This is a genomic window from Rhizobium sp. WSM1328, assembly GCF_057653715.1.
The window spans coordinates 263,611-280,275 of record NZ_JBYGKO010000004.1 but is presented as its reverse complement, the minus strand read 5'-3'; the positions used below and the strand labels follow the sequence as shown (position 1 = coordinate 280,275).

13 protein-coding genes and 1 pseudogene are annotated in these 16,665 nt (G+C 61.1%); 5 read left to right on the top strand and 9 right to left on the bottom strand.

From position 1 onward, the window contains the following. Window positions 1-300 precede the first annotated feature (300 nt). The gene (locus tag AC2444_RS32565; protein WP_432431633.1) at window positions 301-2,187 is read left to right on the top strand and encodes a potassium transporter Kup; all 1,887 of its coding nucleotides are present in this window, start codon (window positions 301-303) and stop codon (window positions 2,185-2,187) included. A gap of 417 nt (window positions 2,188-2,604) precedes the next feature. On the opposite strand, the pseudogene AC2444_RS32560 reads toward AC2444_RS32565, so the two are convergent. Further along, a pseudogene (locus AC2444_RS32560) lies at window positions 2,605-2,776 on the bottom strand (LysR family transcriptional regulator); the annotation flags it as partial. A gap of 164 nt (window positions 2,777-2,940) precedes the next feature. Between AC2444_RS32560 and AC2444_RS32555 the strand changes: the two are divergent. Further along, the gene (locus AC2444_RS32555; protein WP_245461288.1) at window positions 2,941-3,366 is read left to right on the top strand and encodes a hypothetical protein; all 426 of its coding nucleotides are present in this window, start codon (window positions 2,941-2,943) and stop codon (window positions 3,364-3,366) included. 110 nt (window positions 3,367-3,476) lie between these two features. On the opposite strand, the gene AC2444_RS32550 is transcribed toward AC2444_RS32555, so the two are convergent. The 7 genes from AC2444_RS32550 to melA (AC2444_RS32520) form a co-directional block, all read right to left on the bottom strand. Beyond that, entirely contained in the window at window positions 3,477-3,698 is a 222-nt protein-coding gene (locus AC2444_RS32550; protein WP_128450086.1) for a hypothetical protein, read from the bottom strand. Window positions 3,699-3,943: 245 nt separating this feature from the next. Beyond that, entirely contained in the window at window positions 3,944-5,314 is a 1,371-nt protein-coding gene (gene melA / locus AC2444_RS32545) for an alpha-glucosidase/alpha-galactosidase (RefSeq protein WP_128407992.1), read from the bottom strand. A gap of 22 nt (window positions 5,315-5,336) precedes the next feature. Then, window positions 5,337-7,004, bottom strand: coding sequence for an ABC transporter ATP-binding protein (locus AC2444_RS32540; RefSeq protein ID WP_128450085.1), 1,668 nt, complete (start codon window positions 7,002-7,004; stop codon window positions 5,337-5,339). Window positions 7,005-7,014: 10 nt separating this feature from the next. Next, on the bottom strand, window positions 7,015-8,148 hold the full coding sequence (locus tag AC2444_RS32535; RefSeq protein WP_128450084.1) for an ABC transporter permease: 1,134 nt from the start codon (window positions 8,146-8,148) through the stop codon (window positions 7,015-7,017). A 1-nt stretch (window position 8,149) separates the two neighbouring features. Continuing rightward, on the bottom strand, window positions 8,150-9,157 hold the full coding sequence (locus AC2444_RS32530; protein WP_128450083.1) for an ABC transporter permease: 1,008 nt from the start codon (window positions 9,155-9,157) through the stop codon (window positions 8,150-8,152). A 118-nt stretch (window positions 9,158-9,275) separates the two neighbouring features. After that, a complete protein-coding gene (locus tag AC2444_RS32525) occupies window positions 9,276-11,363 on the bottom strand; it encodes an ABC transporter substrate-binding protein (RefSeq protein ID WP_128450082.1) in 2,088 nt (695 codons plus the stop codon). A 124-nt stretch (window positions 11,364-11,487) separates the two neighbouring features. Further along, window positions 11,488-12,954, bottom strand: coding sequence for an alpha-glucosidase/alpha-galactosidase (gene melA / locus AC2444_RS32520; RefSeq protein WP_128450081.1), 1,467 nt, complete (start codon window positions 12,952-12,954; stop codon window positions 11,488-11,490). A gap of 60 nt (window positions 12,955-13,014) precedes the next feature. Here melA (AC2444_RS32520) and AC2444_RS32515 point away from each other — a divergent pair, with 60 nt between their 5' ends. Then, window positions 13,015-14,040 (top strand): AraC family transcriptional regulator, encoded by a 1,026-nt coding sequence (locus AC2444_RS32515; RefSeq protein ID WP_206615948.1) that lies wholly within the window; start codon window positions 13,015-13,017, stop codon window positions 14,038-14,040. Between the two features lie 29 nt (window positions 14,041-14,069). Here AC2444_RS32515 and AC2444_RS32510 read toward each other — a convergent pair whose 3' ends face one another. After that, window positions 14,070-15,131: a class I SAM-dependent methyltransferase gene (locus AC2444_RS32510; RefSeq protein ID WP_128450080.1), complete on the bottom strand. Its 1,062-nt coding sequence runs from the start codon at window positions 15,129-15,131 to the stop codon at window positions 14,070-14,072. Between the two features lie 425 nt (window positions 15,132-15,556). Between AC2444_RS32510 and AC2444_RS32505 the strand changes: the two genes are divergently transcribed. Together AC2444_RS32505 and AC2444_RS32500 are read left to right on the top strand one after the other, a co-directional pair. Then, window positions 15,557-15,880, top strand: coding sequence for a hypothetical protein (locus AC2444_RS32505; protein WP_245461287.1), 324 nt, complete (start codon window positions 15,557-15,559; stop codon window positions 15,878-15,880). Window positions 15,881-16,344: 464 nt separating this feature from the next. Then, on the top strand, window positions 16,345-16,665 hold the full coding sequence (locus tag AC2444_RS32500; protein ID WP_012763392.1) for a helix-turn-helix domain-containing protein: 321 nt from the start codon (window positions 16,345-16,347) through the stop codon (window positions 16,663-16,665).

Here is a 16,665-nt window from a genome sequence, read left to right as displayed (position 1 = left end):
GTGCCTTCGCAAGAGGACCGGGACTACGATCAACTCACGTGGATGCCCTCGCGGGGCATAGCGTTCGCTCTGGCGGTTGAGCGGCTGGTGTTCGGCGAACCTGCCCGGGAAACGGCGCGGCATTACGCTGACACGGGATAACCTCCAGGGTCTGGATGCGCGCATCCCGCCGGCGTGTTAAGCGTTGGCCTGCCGACCAGTGCCATTCCCATATCGATCATCGTAGGGATGGAATTGAATCGCCGAGGCTCGCGAGAGTCACGGCAACCAAACAGGACATGACTTTTGACCTCCACCCAGATGCGATCCGAGGATCCGGAACTCGGAGAGGAAACCAGAGGCGGCCTACCTTCGCTCGTCCTCGCCGCGCTGGGCGTCGTCTATGGCGACATCGGGACGAGCCCACTCTACGCGTTCAGGGAGGCTCTCCACGCCACGGGCGGGTCGGGAGCCCACCAAGAGAACGTCCTCGGCATCCTTTCATTGATCATCTGGGCTCTCACCATCGTCGTCACCCTGAAATACGTGACCTTCGTGCTGAAGGCGGATAACCGGGGCGAAGGCGGAACGCTGTCTTTGATGAGCCTCGCGCGGGAGAGCCTAAGAGGACGACCCAAATGGGTGCTTATCCTCGGCGTGACGGGCGCGTCGCTGTTTCTCGGCGACGCCATCATCACGCCGGCGATTTCCGTTCTCTCGGCGGTCGAGGGCATTCAGGTGGTGGCGCCCGCTCTTACGAACTGGGTGGTGCCGATCACGCTGACGATCATCGCCGCGCTGTTCTTCGTCCAGCGTTTCGGCACGGGCGGCGTGGCGGCCGTCTTCGGTCCGATAACGGCGCTGTGGTTTGTCGTCCTGGGCGTCAGCGGGGCGATCCACATCCTCGACGATCCATCGGTCCTCGGCGCGATCAACCCGGTCCACGCCGTTTGGTACGTCGCCAACAACATCGCTTCCGCCGTCGCGGTCTTCGGCGCGGTCTTCCTCGCGGTGACGGGCGCCGAGGCGCTTTACGTCGACCTTGGACACTTTGGCCGGCGGCCGATCGTCGTGGCGTGGTTCGCGCTCGTCTTCCCGAGCCTGCTCCTAAACTACTTCGGACAGGGAGCCTTTGTGCTCGCAAATCCCACGATGGCCGCCCATCCCTTCTTCAACATGCATCCAGAATGGGCCAGGATTCCCATGGTCTGCCTCGCGACGGCGGCGACGGTCATCGCCAGCCAGGCGGTGATATCGGGAGCATACTCGCTCGTCCGCCAGGCGATCCATCTCAACCTGCTTCCCCGCCTGCAGATCCTGCACACGTCCGAGACCCATTCGGGGCAGATCTACATGCCGCGGGTGAACACGCTGCTCTTCGTCTTCGTGGCGGCCCTGGTCCTGTTTTTCCGCAGTTCCAGCGGACTGTCGGCCGCCTATGGCATCGCCGTCACCGGCGAGATGCTGATCACCTCCGTACTGCTGTTCGTCGTCATGCGGCGGATCTGGAGTTGGAAACTGGGGACCACCCTTGCCGTCATCATCCCGATATCCCTGATCGACGCCGGCTTCCTCGCGGCCAACATCGCCAAGTTCGCCGACGGCGGCTGGGTCCCGGTGGCCGTCGCCGCCACCATGGCGCTCATCATGCAGACCTGGACGGCAGGGCGACGGCTCCTCATCAGTCGCACCAAGGCCGACGAAATTCCGCTCGCGACGATCATCGACAACCTGGCCCGCAAGAAGCCACCGACGGTGCCAGGAACCGCGATCTTCCTGACCAGCGACGTCGAGGGCGCGCCGACGGCGCTCCTTCACAGTCTGAAGCACTACAAGGTGCTTCACGAGCGGAACGTCATCCTGAGCGTCGTCACCGCCACCACGCCGTTCGTTCCCGACACCGAGAAGATCTTTCTCGAAAGTTTCAATCCGCTGTTCAGCCGAATCGTCGTCACCTTCGGCTACATGGAGACGCCCAACATCCCGCGCGCGCTTGTCCTGGTGCGAAAGCTCGGCCTGAAATTCGACATCATGTCGACCTCGTTCTTCCTCTCCCGCCGGACGATCCTTCCATCAAGGAAGGGCGGCCTGCCCTTCTGGCAGGACAGGCTGTTCATCGCCCTTTCGCGCAACGCCAGCAATGCCACGGATTATTTCGGGCTGCCCACCGGGCGGGTGGTGGAACTCGGCCTGCAAACCACCATCTAGCCGGCCGCTTCCGAAACCAGGTCTTCGACGTCACGCCATGGGGAATGGTTGAGAGCGCTCGGCAACCAGGAATCTAGGCTTCGCGACAAGTCGCCACGCGACGCGTGTGGAATAGACGTCCATGAATGACAGCTCGGTATTTATAGCGTGCATGTCGTGAACCAAATGCCGAACTTGCGACCGTCAGCCCTTCTTGTTCTTGAGATCGTGCCTGCCACGGCAGGCACGCCTCCTCCAAACAATGAGCATGCCAGGCAAAGGCGCGTCCGCGCCGGCGCCAGTTCGCGCACGGCTTGACCGGTTAAAAGGGTAGCCGCAGGAGGGTTAGCGGAGCGCCGCTCGGGAACGAGCGGAACCCGGGACCGACTGCCCCCGGCAAGCCGTTCCGCTTTGGGTGTACCCGTGGTGCCCCTCACCTCACCTGCCTGGCCGCGCCAATGACCTCGCGATATCGACAATGTCGTCACGCGAGGCAGTCGGATCCTCTTTGTTCCAGGCGACGCCAGCCCGATCCGGAACTCGATGCCCCTGACCCCGCCTTCAGCTCGAAAAGCCAGTTCGACAGTCCCTCGGTCCATTCCGGCGCAAAGCAAAGCCTGCCGAGACGCCGTTAACTCCATTGGGCGAATTTACGCGGGGGCAAAATGGGCGCTGTTTTCAATCAATAGTGAAGGAGGATCAGCCGTGAAAAAGCCGCTACTGCTGTTGTGATCTCAATGGCGTTGGTCTTTTCAGCGCCGGCTTTTGCGAAGAATGAAGGGAAATTGCCGAAGAGCGCGGTCGAATTGTCCGAGCAGGAAGTCAAGGATCTATACCTCGGCCATACCGTCAAGTACGACGTCGGCGACGGCTTGGTCTTACACCTGGTTTGCCGACGGGACGCTCAAAGGGGTCAAAGTTGGCAAAAAGAAAGGTGAGTATGGCTATGCGGAAGGCACGTGGACAGGCACCGGCAACACCTTTTGCTTTACTTCGAATTGGAAAGATAAGAGTGGCGAGACCAAATTCGTCTACAGCCCGTGCAAGGGTTGGTGGCGGGTAGGCAAGCAGATTTGGACTAAGAACATTTCCGGCGATGACCAGTACGACGGAGACATCTACAACGGCGAAGTGAAAAAGATGTCAAAAGGTGACAAGGTCACGCCGATGTTCGACAAGGCCAAAGCCGCAGCGAAATGATAGGGAATGGTTCTCCTCGACGGCTTGGAGAATCTCCTGTCTCTATCGCGGCACTGTCCTTTGCAACTGCACCGGGGCGGATTTATCCGCGACGGCTGGGGCTCCAGGTCTCAATATTGTCGAGCATCGAATTCTTCAATCGTTTCGGGGTCCTGCTTATATTCCCATTGCACACCGTTCAGCCGGCGCCATATTTGTCCCGACGGGTTTCGGGCTGCGGCGTCCACGAGTGGCACCGGCAGGAGTGTCTCGTGCTTGTGCCAGAGTGTGACGTCTGTGACGTCGGGCTGCCTGGGCTTCCGGAATATGTTGAAAAGGAGTGCGAAGTCCATTGGCCGATTTTCTCCATGGACTAAACTATAAGGAGATTTGCGTACTTTCAAGTACCATAATTTGCAGAACCCGACGCGCGAAAAATGTCCGCGCCACTGGCTTGCGCTTCGGGCTCAAGACGTTGGGGATCGTGCATTCTGGAATGCAACAGAAGCCTGACAAACGAGTGACCCGTTATCCCAAGAAAAAGCCCTGCGGTTGTTGCGACCGCGGGGCTTCTTGACGCCTCACCCGGGAGAGGGGCTCAGGCGGCCTGTACCTTGCGGGCGGTGCGCGCCCATTCGGGCAGCCAGTCGCCGTGGGTGGCGAGCAGATCGTCGACCAGCGACCAGATCTGGTCGAGGTCGAGTTCGGCTGCCGTATGCGGGTCCATCATCGCGGCGTGATAGATATGCTCGCGATTTTCCGTCATCAGCGCCTGCACCGTCAGTTCCTGCACGTTGATATTGGTGCGGATCAGAGCCGTCAGCTGCGGCGGCAGGTCGCCGATGAAGGTTGGCTGGATGCCGGAGGCATCGACGAGGCAGGGCACCTCGGCGGCGCAATTGGCGGGCAGCGAGGTGATGCAGCCATTGTTGCGGACATTGCCGTAGATCACCGAGGGCTCGCCGGTCCAGACCGAGTTGATGATCGAGGAGGCATATTCCTTCGAAGGCTTGACCTCGATCTTGTCGGCCGAACGATAGGCCTCCGCCTGGCCTTTCCAGCGCTCGATCTGCTCGATGCAGCGCTTCGGATATTCATCGAGCGGGATGCCGAATTTCTCGATCAGGTCGTCGCGGCCCTCCTTGATGAAATAGGGCGTGTATTCGGCGAAATGCTCCGAGCTCTCGGTGACGAAATAGCCGAGCCGCGTCAGCATCTCGTAGCGCACCTTGTTCGGGCAGCGCGGGTTCCAGCCAGGCTTCGGCGCCCTGCCCTCGCGATAGGCGCGCACGAGATCGGGATAGAGGTCGCGGTAAGAACCGTCGGCCTGGCGATGCTCGAATTTGAGATAGAAGGCCATGTGGTTGATGCCGGCCGCCCGGTAACGGATTTCCTCGTAGGGAATATCGAGGTCGTGGGCCAGTTCCATCGCCGTGCCCTGCACCGAATGGCAAAGGCCGACCTGGCGAATGGTCGGATATTTCTCCGATATCGCCCAGGTGTTGATCGCCATCGGGTTGACATATTGCAGCATGATCGCCTCGGGGCAGACGGCGAGCATGTCCTCGCAGACCTTCCAGAGGTGCGGCACGGTGCGAAGCCCGCGCATGATGCCACCGACGCCGAGCGTATCGGCGATCGTCTGGCGAAGGCCATATTTCTTCGGCACCTCGAAATCGGTGACCGTGCAGGGTTCATAGCCGCCGATCTGGAAGGCGACGACGACGAAATCGGCGCCCGAAAGCGCCTTGCGCTGGTCAGAATAGGTCTCGGCCTTCGCCTTCACGCCGAGCGTCGAGATCAGCTTGTTGACGACGATGGCGCTTTCTTCCAGCCGCTGCGGGTTGAGATCCATCAAGGCGATCGTCGCGCCCGACAGGGCCGGACGCTGCAGCACGTCACCGACGATGTTCTTCATGAAGACGGTGGAGCCAGCTCCGATGAAAGTGATTTTGGGATTTCTTGCCATTATAACCTCCGGCATTCGGCAATCATGCTACCTCGAAAGCGGCCTTGACGAGCCGTTCGGTGTAAGCGGTCTTGGGATGGGACAAAACTTCGTTGACGGGACCCTCTTCGACGATCTTGCCGTGCTGCATGACGATGACGCGATGGCAGAGCGCGCGCACGACCTTGAGGTCGTGGGAGATGAAGAGGTAGCTCAGGCCACGTTCGTCCTGCAGCTTGCGCAAGAGTTCGATGATCTGCGCCTGGACGGAAAGGTCGAGCGCCGATGTCGGCTCGTCGAGGAGGATGAATTCCGGCTCCAGCGCGATGGCGCGGGCAATGGCGATGCGCTGGCGCTGGCCCCCGGAAAATTCGTGCGGGAATCGCGACAGGATATTGCCGGGCATGCCGGCGGCGACAAGCGCTTCGCGCACCCGGTCCTGCCGTTCGGCCTTGGTCGCGCCCAGCCGGTTGACGACCAGCCCCTCCTCAATGATCTGGCCGATCGTCATGCGCGGATTGAGCGATGAGAACGGGTCCTGGAACACCACCTGCATGCGGGCGCGCAAGGGCCGCATCTCGGCCCGGGATAGGCCGTGGATCGGCTGATTGGCGAAACGGATCTCGCCACTGTCGGGCGTGTTCAGTCGCAGGATCGCCTGGCCGAACGTCGTCTTGCCGGAACCGGATTCGCCCACCAGCCCCAGCGTCTCGTGACGGCGCAGCGTCAGGTCGAGGCTGTCGACGGCGACAAGCTCACGCATCGCCGGCTTGAGAAAGGTACCGTGACGCATCATGAAGGAGACGCGCACGCCCTTGGCATCGAGGATGACATCCGACCCTTCGGGCAGTGGATTGGCCTCGCCCCGCGGCTCGGAGGCAAGCAGATGCTTGGTATAGGCGTCCTTCGGATTGGCAAACAGGGCTTCGGTGGTGTTGTGCTCGCGCACTTCGCCGTACTGCATCACATAGACGTAATCGGAAAACTGTCGCACCACGGTCAGGTCGTGGGTGATGAGGATGACGGCCATCCCCAGCTCCTTCTGCAGGTTGCGGATCAGGTTCAGGATCTGCGCCTGCACGGTGACGTCGAGCGCCGTCGTCGGCTCGTCGGCGATCAGCACGTCGGGATCGTTGGCAAGCGCCATGGCGATCATCACGCGCTGGCGCTGGCCGCCCGAAAGCTGATGCGGATATTGCATCAGCCGCGCGGCGGGATCGGGGATCTGCACATGCTCCAGCAGTTCGAGCGCCCGCTTTTGCGCATCCCGCTTGCTGATCCGGCGATGCACGCGGATCGCTTCGACGATCTGGCTGCCGATCGTATAGATCGGGTTCAGCGAGCTCATCGGTTCCTGGAAGATCATCGAAATGCGGTCGCCGCGCAGCTTGCGGCGCTCCCGCTCGGAAAATTTCAGGATGTTGCTGCCGTCATAGGCGACCGTCGATTTCTCGGAGACGACGGCGCGCTTCGACAACAGCCCCATCACCGTTCGCGCCGTCACCGATTTGCCGGAACCGGATTCGCCGACGATCGCGATCGTCTCGCCGCGATAGAGCTGGAAGGAGACGTCCTTGACGGCTTCGACCATGCCGTCTTCGACCTTGAAATTCACCGCCACATTGCGGGCGTCGATAACAGGCGTGTCCGAGCGGCCATCATGATCGTGGCGGACGGGCGGGGCGAAGGAATTGACCAGTGCGAGAGCCATATCAATCACCTCAATAAGGATCGACCGCGTCGCGCAATCCGTCGCCGAGCGCGTTGAACGCGAAGACGGTGACGAGCACGAAGCCGACAGGAGCGAGAATCCAGGGATAGGAGCCGATGACCGAATAGGTCGCCGTATCCTGCAGCATCAGCCCCCAGGAGATCAGCGGCGGCTTGACGGCGAAACCGAGGAAACCGAGGAAGGATTCCAACAGCACGACGCTCGGTATATGCAGCGTCACCGCGACGATGACGTGGCTCATCACATTCGGGAAGATGTGCTGCATGATGATGCGCGTGTCGGTGGCGCCAACGGCCATGGCCGCCCTGACATAATCGATGCGGGCGAGTGCCAAGGTCTTGCCACGCACCTCGCGCGACATCTGCGCCCAGCCGAGCGCCGACATGACGACGATGACGAAGGCAAGGAAGACATTGGTCGGCGCCGTCACCGGGATCAGCGAGGTCAGCGCCAGATAGAGCGGCAGTTGCGGGAAGGCGAGCACCAGGTCGACGAAACGCTGCAGCCAGACATCGAAGGTGCCGCCGAAGTAACCCGACACCATGCCGACGGTCGTGCCGATGATGGTGACGATGAAGACAACCGTCAGGGCAATCGTCAGCGAAATGCGCGAGCCGATGATGGCGCGCGACAGCACGTCGCGGCCGAACTTGTCGGTGCCGAGGAAATGCACCGGCTGGCCGTCGGTCGAGCCGAAGAAGTGCCGGCTGGCCGGGATCAGGCCGAAAAGCCGGTATTCGGCGCCCTTGACGAAGAAGCCGAGCAGCCGCGGATTGTCGTAATCGATGCCGACGATCGGCTGGAAAGTGACCGGATCGAGCTCTTCGGAATCCGACAGCGCGTAGACGCGCGGCTGGAAGACGAAATCGCCGTCCTTGTCGTGGAAGCTCATCACCTGTGGCGGCGCGAAGCCGACATCGGTCGCCTTCGGATCCATCGGCGCGAAGAAATCGGCGAAGATCGCCATGAGGATCAAGAGCACGACGAGCACGAGCCCGGCCATGCCGGTCCAGGAGCGCCTCAACCGACGCCAGACAAGGGCGATATAGCTTTCCTGCCCACGCGATGGCTTGGTCACGATGTCGGTTGTCGGTGGCGTCGCGGAAGAGTCGAAAGCAAGCATCTCAGGCTCCTCCATATTGGCGGACACGCGGATCGAGAAGAGCGAGCAGCATGTCGGCGATGATATTGCCGATGATCAGGGTGGCCGACAGCACCATCATGAAGGTGGCGGTGACATAGACGTCGCCGACCGCCATCGAGCCGACGATGGCCGGACCGACGGTCGGCAATGCGAAGATGATGGCGGTTTCGATCTCGCCGGTCAGCATGTAAGGCAGCACGACGCCTTGATACATCACCAGCGGATGCAGCGCGTTCGGCACCGCATGTCGCATCACCACGGCCGCGCCGGAAAGCCCCTTGGCCTTGGCCGTCTCGACATATTGGGCGTTCAGCGTATCGAGCAGATTGCCGCGCATGACACGCATATTGTAGGCGAGCCCGCCGAAGGTGGCGATCGCCACGACCGGCCAGACATGGTGGACGAGATCGACGAATTTCGCCCAGGACCATGGCGCGCCGCCATACTGCGGCGAAAAGAAGCTACCGATCTCGGAAACATTGAGCTGGAAGACCAGGAGATAGACGATGATCAGCGCCATCAGGAAGCGCGGCACCGTCATGCCGAGGAAGGAAATCCCCGATAGCAGGCTGTCGATCCAGCTGTATTGTCGGGTCGCCGCCCAGATGCCGAAAACGATGCCGAGCACCGAGGCGAAGATGTGGCAGACGAGCGCCAGGAGCAGTGTCCTCGGCAGGCGTTCGCCAACGACATCGGCGACCGGCTTGTTATAGAACATGCTGTATCCGAAATCGCCGCGCGTCACGATGCCGCCGATCCAGTTGACGTATTGGACGACCAGCGGCTTATCGAGGCCGTGTTCGACGCGGTAAGCCTGCGCCTGCTCTTCGGCCTGCGCATAGGACGCGCCGCCCTGGTTGATCAGCTGGGAGCGGATGTAGTCGGCGTAGTCGCCAGGCGGGGCCTGGATGATCGCGAAAGTCACCACGCTCAGAATGAAGAGAACGGGGATCGCGGAGGCTATGCGCACGAGCAGGAATCGTAACATTAGACGGTTCGCTTCTCCTTGCCGCCAGTCGCTCCTCGTCAGCGCGGCCGGCTTGTTGGTCTTGCCCGGCCGCGCGCTGCACGCGCGGCCGGAAGCTCACTTCAGCTGGGAGGGAGCTCTAGTTTATGGGACCCTTGTCGCCGGGCTTGCCAGGCAGCTGTTCGGGGAACAGCTCGTATTTGCCCTGCTTGTCGGCGGCCACCCACAGGCGTTCGCGGATAACCGAATCTTCAGCCCAGTTGAACATCATGATCGGCGTACCCTGGGGCACGTTAGAGAACCGCTTGTTGACGATCAGGGCGCCCGGATATTCCGTCAGGCCAACGGTGTTGACGTGCTCCGTCGAGATCTTCTGATACTGCTTCATCAGATCGACGCGCTCGTCGTTGCTTTGGCTCGTCCTGAACTTGTTGACGACATCGACAAGCTCCTTCTCGAACGGCATCAGATCAAGCTGATCATCCTTGCCGGCGCGATGGTGCCAGCTGGTGCGCGGACCGACGGGGGCAAGCTGTTCGGTGTTCTGCACCACCGACGACAGTTCCGTCGTGTTGCGCTGGATCAGCCAGTCGAAGCGGCCGGCATAGTGGGCGTCGTCACGCTTGGCGCCGTCGAGCGCGTTGATGACGATCTTCAGACCAAGCTTCTCCATCTGGCCGACGACACCTTCGGCGAGGCTCTTGTCGGTCGTGTACTGATTGTTGATCAGCATGACGATTTCGACATCCTTGCCGCCGAGTGTCCCGGCCGGGAAGTTCACGACGCCGTTGCCATCGGTGTCCTTGAGGCCGGCCTTGGCGAGTTCCTCCTTGGCGCCCTTAAGATCGAAGGGATAGTAGACGGTCGAGTTGCGGTCGTAGAAGCTGGTGCCGGAGGAGAGCCCGCCGGGATAGATCGCGGTGAACGGCCCCTTGACCAGCGAGTCGCCGATCGCCTTGCGGTCGAGCGCCATGGTGACGGCCTTGCGGAAATCCTCGTTGCGGTTGAGCTCGCGGATCGCCTCACCGCGCTCGTCCGGGTTGCCCCAGCCGTTGGCGGAGAAGTTCATGCGAAGATTGTAGCCGATGAGGCGCGGGCCGAAGGCGAGACGGGCGGGTGCGGTTTTTTCCGCGGCACGCTTCAGCGAGGCGACGAAGTTTTCCGGCTGCTCGAGGTTGGAGAAATCGGCTGATCCCGCCACGGCCTGAACGTCGCGGTCGGCCCAGGTCGAAAGCTTGTAGTGCAGCTCGTTCAGATAGGGCAACTGATCGCCCTTCTCGTCCACCTTCCAGTAGTAAGGGTTGCGGCGCATGACGATGATATCGTCGGAGCGATATTCCACCGGCACCCAGGCGCCCATGACCGGCATGTTCATGAACTCCGGCGGGAACGCGTTCTTGAACTGGTCGTAGGTGTTCTTCGAATATTTCGGATGCTTCGGCTTCAGGATATGCGACGGACCCGGGCAGAAGTTCGGGTAGGACATCGTATAGAGATATTGCTTCGGGAAGGCCTCCTTGAAGGTCCATTCGACGGTGTAATCGTCGACCTTCTTCAGCGTCGTTCCCACGCCGAAAGCTTCCGGCGAGGCGCCGCCGCCGAGTGGCGAGACGTTCGGGTCGACGACTTCGTCGTCCCAGTAGAACATGATGTCGTCGGCGTTGAACGGCGCGCCGTCGGACCATTTGGCGCCTTCGACCAGGTGCATGGTCAGCTTATGGCCGTCTTGCGACCAATCCCAGCTCTTGGCGAGGTTGGGCAGCGGCTCGGTGTCGGAGGCCTGCACCTGGAACAGCGGCGCGGTGCGCGTCAGGCATTCGGACAGACCGATATCGATGCCGCCCCAGCCCTGCGTCTGGCCGGCGCCATAGTTCCAGCCTTCCGGCCGGCCGCCGATGACGTGACGCATCGTATCGCCGTAGACACCGATGCCGTCGGGCATATTGCCTGTCTTGAAGACCATCGGCTCCTTCGGCAGGCGATCCTTGACCGGCGGCAGCTTGCCGGTGGCGACGAAATTCTTCGTGACCCAGTCGGGCTCGTGATACTCGGGCAGCGCCTTGAACTCCAGGATGGAGTCGCGCGCCACATAGTTGATCTTGCCTTCGGCCGGAAAGTCCGCCGGCGCCGGCGGAACGGTTGGCTCGGAGGCATATGCATTCAGCGCCGCGGCTGAGACGCTGAGCGCCAGTCCGGCCAGAATGCCTGCGTTACGGAACTTCATCATCGTTTCTCCCTCTTGTTCCGGAGCACGGCTCACGCGGCTCCTTTTTCCTCGAACGACATGAAAGCGGGCCTGACGTCATGGATTTCCCTCCCGGAAACCCATGACGACCCATCTTTCACGAAAATCAGACGGCCTGTTTCAGTGCCGCCTTTTCCGCGCGCAGCTCCTCGATCGAGCGAACGTTGCGGCGTGCGGCCCCCGCCCAGTCGCGGGTCTGCACCTTCGATTTCGACAGCCGCTCCTTGGCGGCCGGCACGGCATGCGCATATTGCGGCAGCCAGCGCGCCTGGGCAACGACCATTTCGTCGACCATCTGCCAGACCTCTTCCGGCGTCGAGACGGCGCCGACCAGCGGGTCGTGCAGCACGGCAAGCTTCAGGAGGTCGATGTCGCCCGATATCGCCGCGTGCACCGACATGCGCTGGACGTTGATCGAGGCGATGCAGGTGGCCGCGCAGGCTTCCGGCAGGGTGACGCCGGAGACCATGTTGATGCCGAAGCGATCGACGAAGCCCGGCGATTCGATGATCGCATCGGACGGCAGGTTGGTGATGACGCCATTGTTCTTGACGTTGAAATGGCCGCGATAGACCCGGTTCGTCTCCAGCGCCTCGAGGATATGGCTGGCATGTTCGTTCGAGCGCTTGGCGGGATCGATCGGCTTTGCGGCGGATTCCAAAAATTGCGGATATTCCGTCTCGAACCAGTTGCGCGTTTCAGTGGAATGGCGGAGATAGCCGCCGGTCTCGCCGTGGATCCAGTCGGACATGTCGATCCAGCGGGTGATTTCGTCCGGCCGCTTGCGATACCAGGGCAGGTATTCCGAGAGATGGCCGTTGCTTTCCGTGGAATAGACGCCGAAACGCTTCAGCACGTCGATGCGCAATTTCTCCTGCTGCGAATAGACAGGATGCGCCTCGAAGGCGGCGATGAGCTCGTCCTTGCCGATCCTGCGGCCGTTGAGGCGCAGATCGATGAACCAGGTTTGGTGGTTGATGCCGGAGCAGATATAGTCGAGCTCGCTCAGCGATTTGGCGCCGAGCACCTCGGCGATCTGTTCGGCGCCATGCTGGACGCCGTGGCAGAGGCCGACGGTATCGACCTTGCCATATTCGATCGCCGCCCAGGTGTTCATCGCCATCGGGTTGGCATAGTTCAGGAATTTCGCGCCGGGATCGGCGACCTCGCGGATATCCTTGCAGAAGTCGAGAATGACCGGGATGTTGCGCTGGCCATAGAGGATGCCGCCAGCACAGATCGTATCGCCGACGCACTGGTCGATGCCGTATTTCAGGGGAATTCTGATATCGTCGGCATAGGCCTCGAGCCCACCGACCCGGACGCAGCTGATAATATAACGCGCGCCTTCCAGCGCCTGGCGCCGGTTGGTGGTCGCCGTCACCTTCGTCGGCAGCCCGTTCGCCTCGACGACGCGGTCGAGGATCGCCTTGATCATTTCGAGATTGTGTTCGCTGAGATCCGTCAGCGCGAATTCGACGTCTCGAAACTCGGGAACGCACAATATATCGGTAAACAGCTTCTTGGTGAAACCGACGCTGCCCGCACCGATGATAGCGATTTTGAAACTCATGATCTTCACCTCGATCCAATCGAATGCTAAGGAAAAGAAGGTTATGGAGGATCAGGCCGCATGCTGACGCATGTGGCTGAAAACACCGTAAAATCTGCCTTTTTTCTCCCGGCCGCTCTTTCGGCCGTGGTCTCTTCCTCTTGTCGGCCGGGATTATGCCCGAAATCGACAGGGCGACCAGAGAAGGATTATGCTTTCAGGGGTAATTTTGTGCTGCAGGATTTGATCGCCAACGGACAGTCGATGAGGACGGTTTCGCTACCCCGGGGCCGCCAGCGATTGCACGCCATGCCGACCAGCGCCGGCTATGAAGTGCGCGAAAACGAGAGCTATGACTGGGACGGCCGCCGGCGCGGCCAAACCCCCTTCACCGTGCTGCAGCACACGATCAGCGGCAGCGGCCAGCTGCGCTACCAGCACCGCAACTATCGCCTTCAAGGCGGCGACACGCTGCTCGTTCTCGTGCCGCACAATCATCGCTACTGGCTGGAGAAGGGCGACCGATGGGAATATTTCTGGATCTCGATGAATGGCGAGGAAACGCTGCGCATCCACCAGATGGTGCTGTCGACCGCCGGGCCGGTGCTGAAGCTCCAGCCCTCGACCATCGATCATCTCGCCGATTGCAGCCTGCGCCTGGTCAAGGGCGCGACGTCGCCGGGTGCCGCCTCGGCGATTGCCTATGAAGCGGCGATGGCGCTTTACGACGACGTCTTCGGCTCGCCGGCCTTCGCCGCCGAGCTCAGCCTGATGCAGCCGGTGATCGACCATATCAACGCCAACCTCGAAAAGCCGCTGCCGGTCAGCGAGCTTGCCGGCATCGTCGGCCTCAGCCGCGCGCATTTCTCGCGCAGCTTTGCCGAGAGCGAGGGCATGCCGCCGGCCGAATTCGTGCTGCAGCAACGCCTGCAGCGCGCCGTCAAGCTTCTGACCAAGGCCGACTTCCTGCCGGTCAAGGAAGTCGCCATCATGTGCGGGTTCGAAGACCCCAACTATTTCTCCAAGGTCTTCCGCCGCGTCTACGGCACCAATCCCACCGAATTCCGCACGACAGGCATGTATGCCAGCATCGGAAAACTGCGATAGCTGCTCGTCCCGATCGGCGGGACCTGGCTTCATGCCCGGACTTCGAACACCATGTTGAACGGCGTTTCCGTGGCGCGACGGAAATGCGTGAACCCGGCGTCGAGCGCGACCTTTCGAAGCTTCATTTCTCCCGCCTGGGCGCCGAGCCCGAGCCCAACCTCCTGGGAGAGCGATGCTGGCGTGCAGATCATCGTCGACGCGCCGTAATAGACGCGACCGACCGGATTGAGATTGTCCTTGAGATGGTCATGGGCAAAGGGCTCGACGATGAGCCACGTGCCGTTCGGCCCAAGCGTGTCCTTGACATGCCGGCCGGCGCCGACCGGATCGCCCATGTCGTGAAGGCAATCGAACATGGCGACCATGTCGTAGCCGCGCCCCGGAAATTCCGCCGCCGAGCCCTGCTCGAAGGTCACACGGTCGGAAACACCCGCTTCCTTGGCGGCGGCGTTTGCCCTTTCGATCGACGGGCCGTGATAGTCGAAGCCGGTGAAGCGGGAGGCCGGATAAGCCTGCGCCATCAGGATGGTCGATGCCCCATGACCGCAGCCGACATCGGCGACACTGGCGCCGGCCTTGAGCTTTTCCTCGACCCCGCCAAGAGCCGGAATCCATTCATTGACGAGATGGCTGTTATAGCCCGGACGGAAGAACCGCTCGGTTCCCCGAAACAGGCAGGTGCTATGCTCATGCCAGCCGAGACCCTCCCCCGTGCGGAAGGCGTCGGCGACCTTGGGCTCGTCCATCCACATGGATTGCACGACCTCGAAGGCGCCGACGAAGAAGGCCGGGCTGTTTTCCTCGCCAAAGACCATCGCCTGCTCCGGCGTCAGGCTGAAACGATCGGTCCTTTCATCGTAAGCGACATAGTCGGCCGCCGCCTGGGCGCTCAGCCATTCCCTGAGATAGCGCTCCTTGATCCCCGTCTTCTTGGCAAGCTCCTGGACGCTCATCGGCGTTCCGTCGGCCATCGCCTTGTAGATTCCGACCTGGTCGCCAAGCACGACCAAGGCACCTGACATGGCGGCGCCGACGTCGCCAACAAGACGACCGACAAGCGCATCGAGTTTTTGCATATCCGGCTCACGCATTGTTACCTCCCGGGTGCGTGATAAAGGTAAGCTAAATTAGGCTTTAATAATATTCAGTCAATCAACCTTGTCGTTCGAGAGAACGGGCGTGGAGTACTGAAGGTCGAAAGAATGGCATAGGGGTGCACTTGCGGGCTTCGGAGTCTCCACTCCTACTCACCCCGAGGGTTGCCATGAAGGACGGCAGGGATGCCTTTTGCCACGTGGCGGGAGTCTGATTTCACTTCCACGCAGCCGAGGAGTACCATGACTGCGCCGATGTTCGATCCACCTCCCGAGTGCCTCTACGCATCACGGCGACGGCCCTTCGGGCGCAGGCTGGTAGCAAAAACAGCAATCGAGCTGTCGAGAAAGATCTCGCGTTTTGGTAATGAGTGCGCAACCTCCCGGCGTTTTTCGAGGGGCTGCCTCCAAGGAGGCATGCAATGACGCTCGCCACATCAACAGTATTCCTGGTCGCGCTTGGGGCGATCTCCATCTGCACTATCGTTCGAACCGACGCCCATGAAGCGAAGAGCGGCTGGACCTATCCTCCGGCGTGCTGCAAAGCTCAGGGTTTGGTTGGAGATTGTGAGGCCATTCCCACTCAGGACATCAGTCGAGGGCCCCGCGGCTTTTGCGTCCTCCTGCAGGCCGGCGACCACCACCTCGTGACGGAACCACACCTGTTCTTCATTCCGTATGGGGACGAAATCCCCTCCGGCGATGGCCATATCATATCTGCCTTCATCCGACGGAAAACGACGTGAACTGTTTCTTCTCGCCGCCTGACAGTAGCTAACCACCCTTGCAAGCCAGGGCAGCCGCTAGCTTGCGTGATTCCCGCCTACGAGATGAAAAAGGTAGGCATCTGGAGGCCCGACAAGACGGACTGCTCGCTACTCTCGCTTGATGACCGGACACGGTCGCGCCACGGGCAATGTGGTAGCGGCCGTTCGTTGACGACGGGCACCGGGCATGGGAACATGTTCTATCGAGATCACCAGGTAAGAGATGCCGATTTCGCCAGTGCATGCGGCCCGGGCACGTTCTTCTTGATGCGAGGTAATGTGGGGCACGTTGCATGGTAAGCCCGGAGCGCAGGTCTAAAACCTAATAAAGACAATAAAACCCAGTTTACGCTGGCGCCGGGCGCTCATCGCTTGCATCGACATTGCGTTTTTAATATAATCTGCTCGAGGCTGAATCACACTTTTGATGCAAGGTTATTGTTTTGTGTCTATCTTCCGCTCAGTGCCGCGCTGCTCGCGCCCTTTTGGCATGGTCTCAGGACGAGCTTTCATCGGCCTCGAAAGTCGCAAAGGCGACGATCGCTAATTTCGAGGCCGGAAAGCGCTCGCCCTACGAACGAACGCTTCAGGATATGAAGCACGCCCTGGAGGGCGCGGGTGTGATCTTCATCCCGGAAAATGGCGGGGGTGCGGGCGTTCGCCTGGCGAAACGCGCCGATGCCTCGATCGACACGAATGAGACCGAGACGGTTCAATATGAAGAATATCTCGAAAACGACGCACCGCCCGGTGCGGGTGGCTGA

Bases quoted from the DNA above. Each gene is read 5' to 3' on its own strand.
- AC2444_RS32565 (WP_432431633.1), top strand. From the start codon at position 301: ATGCGATCCGAGGATCCGGAACTCGGAGAGGAAACCAGAGGCGGCCTA.
- AC2444_RS32555 (WP_245461288.1), top strand. From the start codon at position 2,941: ATGAAGGGAAATTGCCGAAGAGCGCGGTCGAATTGTCCGAGCAGGAAG.
- AC2444_RS32550 (WP_128450086.1), bottom strand. From the start codon at position 3,698: ATGGACTTCGCACTCCTTTTCAACATATTCCGGAAGCCCAGGCAGCCC.
- melA (WP_128407992.1), bottom strand. From the start codon at position 5,314: ATGGCAAGAAATCCCAAAATCACTTTCATCGGAGCTGGCTCCACCGTC.
- AC2444_RS32540 (WP_128450085.1), bottom strand. From the start codon at position 7,004: ATGGCTCTCGCACTGGTCAATTCCTTCGCCCCGCCCGTCCGCCACGAT.
- AC2444_RS32535 (WP_128450084.1), bottom strand. From the start codon at position 8,148: ATGCTTGCTTTCGACTCTTCCGCGACGCCACCGACAACCGACATCGTG.
- AC2444_RS32530 (WP_128450083.1), bottom strand. From the start codon at position 9,157: ATGTTACGATTCCTGCTCGTGCGCATAGCCTCCGCGATCCCCGTTCTC.
- AC2444_RS32525 (WP_128450082.1), bottom strand. From the start codon at position 11,363: ATGATGAAGTTCCGTAACGCAGGCATTCTGGCCGGACTGGCGCTCAGC.
- melA (WP_128450081.1), bottom strand. From the start codon at position 12,954: ATGAGTTTCAAAATCGCTATCATCGGTGCGGGCAGCGTCGGTTTCACC.
- AC2444_RS32515 (WP_206615948.1), top strand. From the start codon at position 13,015: ATGCTGACGCATGTGGCTGAAAACACCGTAAAATCTGCCTTTTTTCTC.
- AC2444_RS32510 (WP_128450080.1), bottom strand. From the start codon at position 15,131: ATGCGTGAGCCGGATATGCAAAAACTCGATGCGCTTGTCGGTCGTCTT.
- AC2444_RS32505 (WP_245461287.1), top strand. From the start codon at position 15,557: ATGACGCTCGCCACATCAACAGTATTCCTGGTCGCGCTTGGGGCGATC.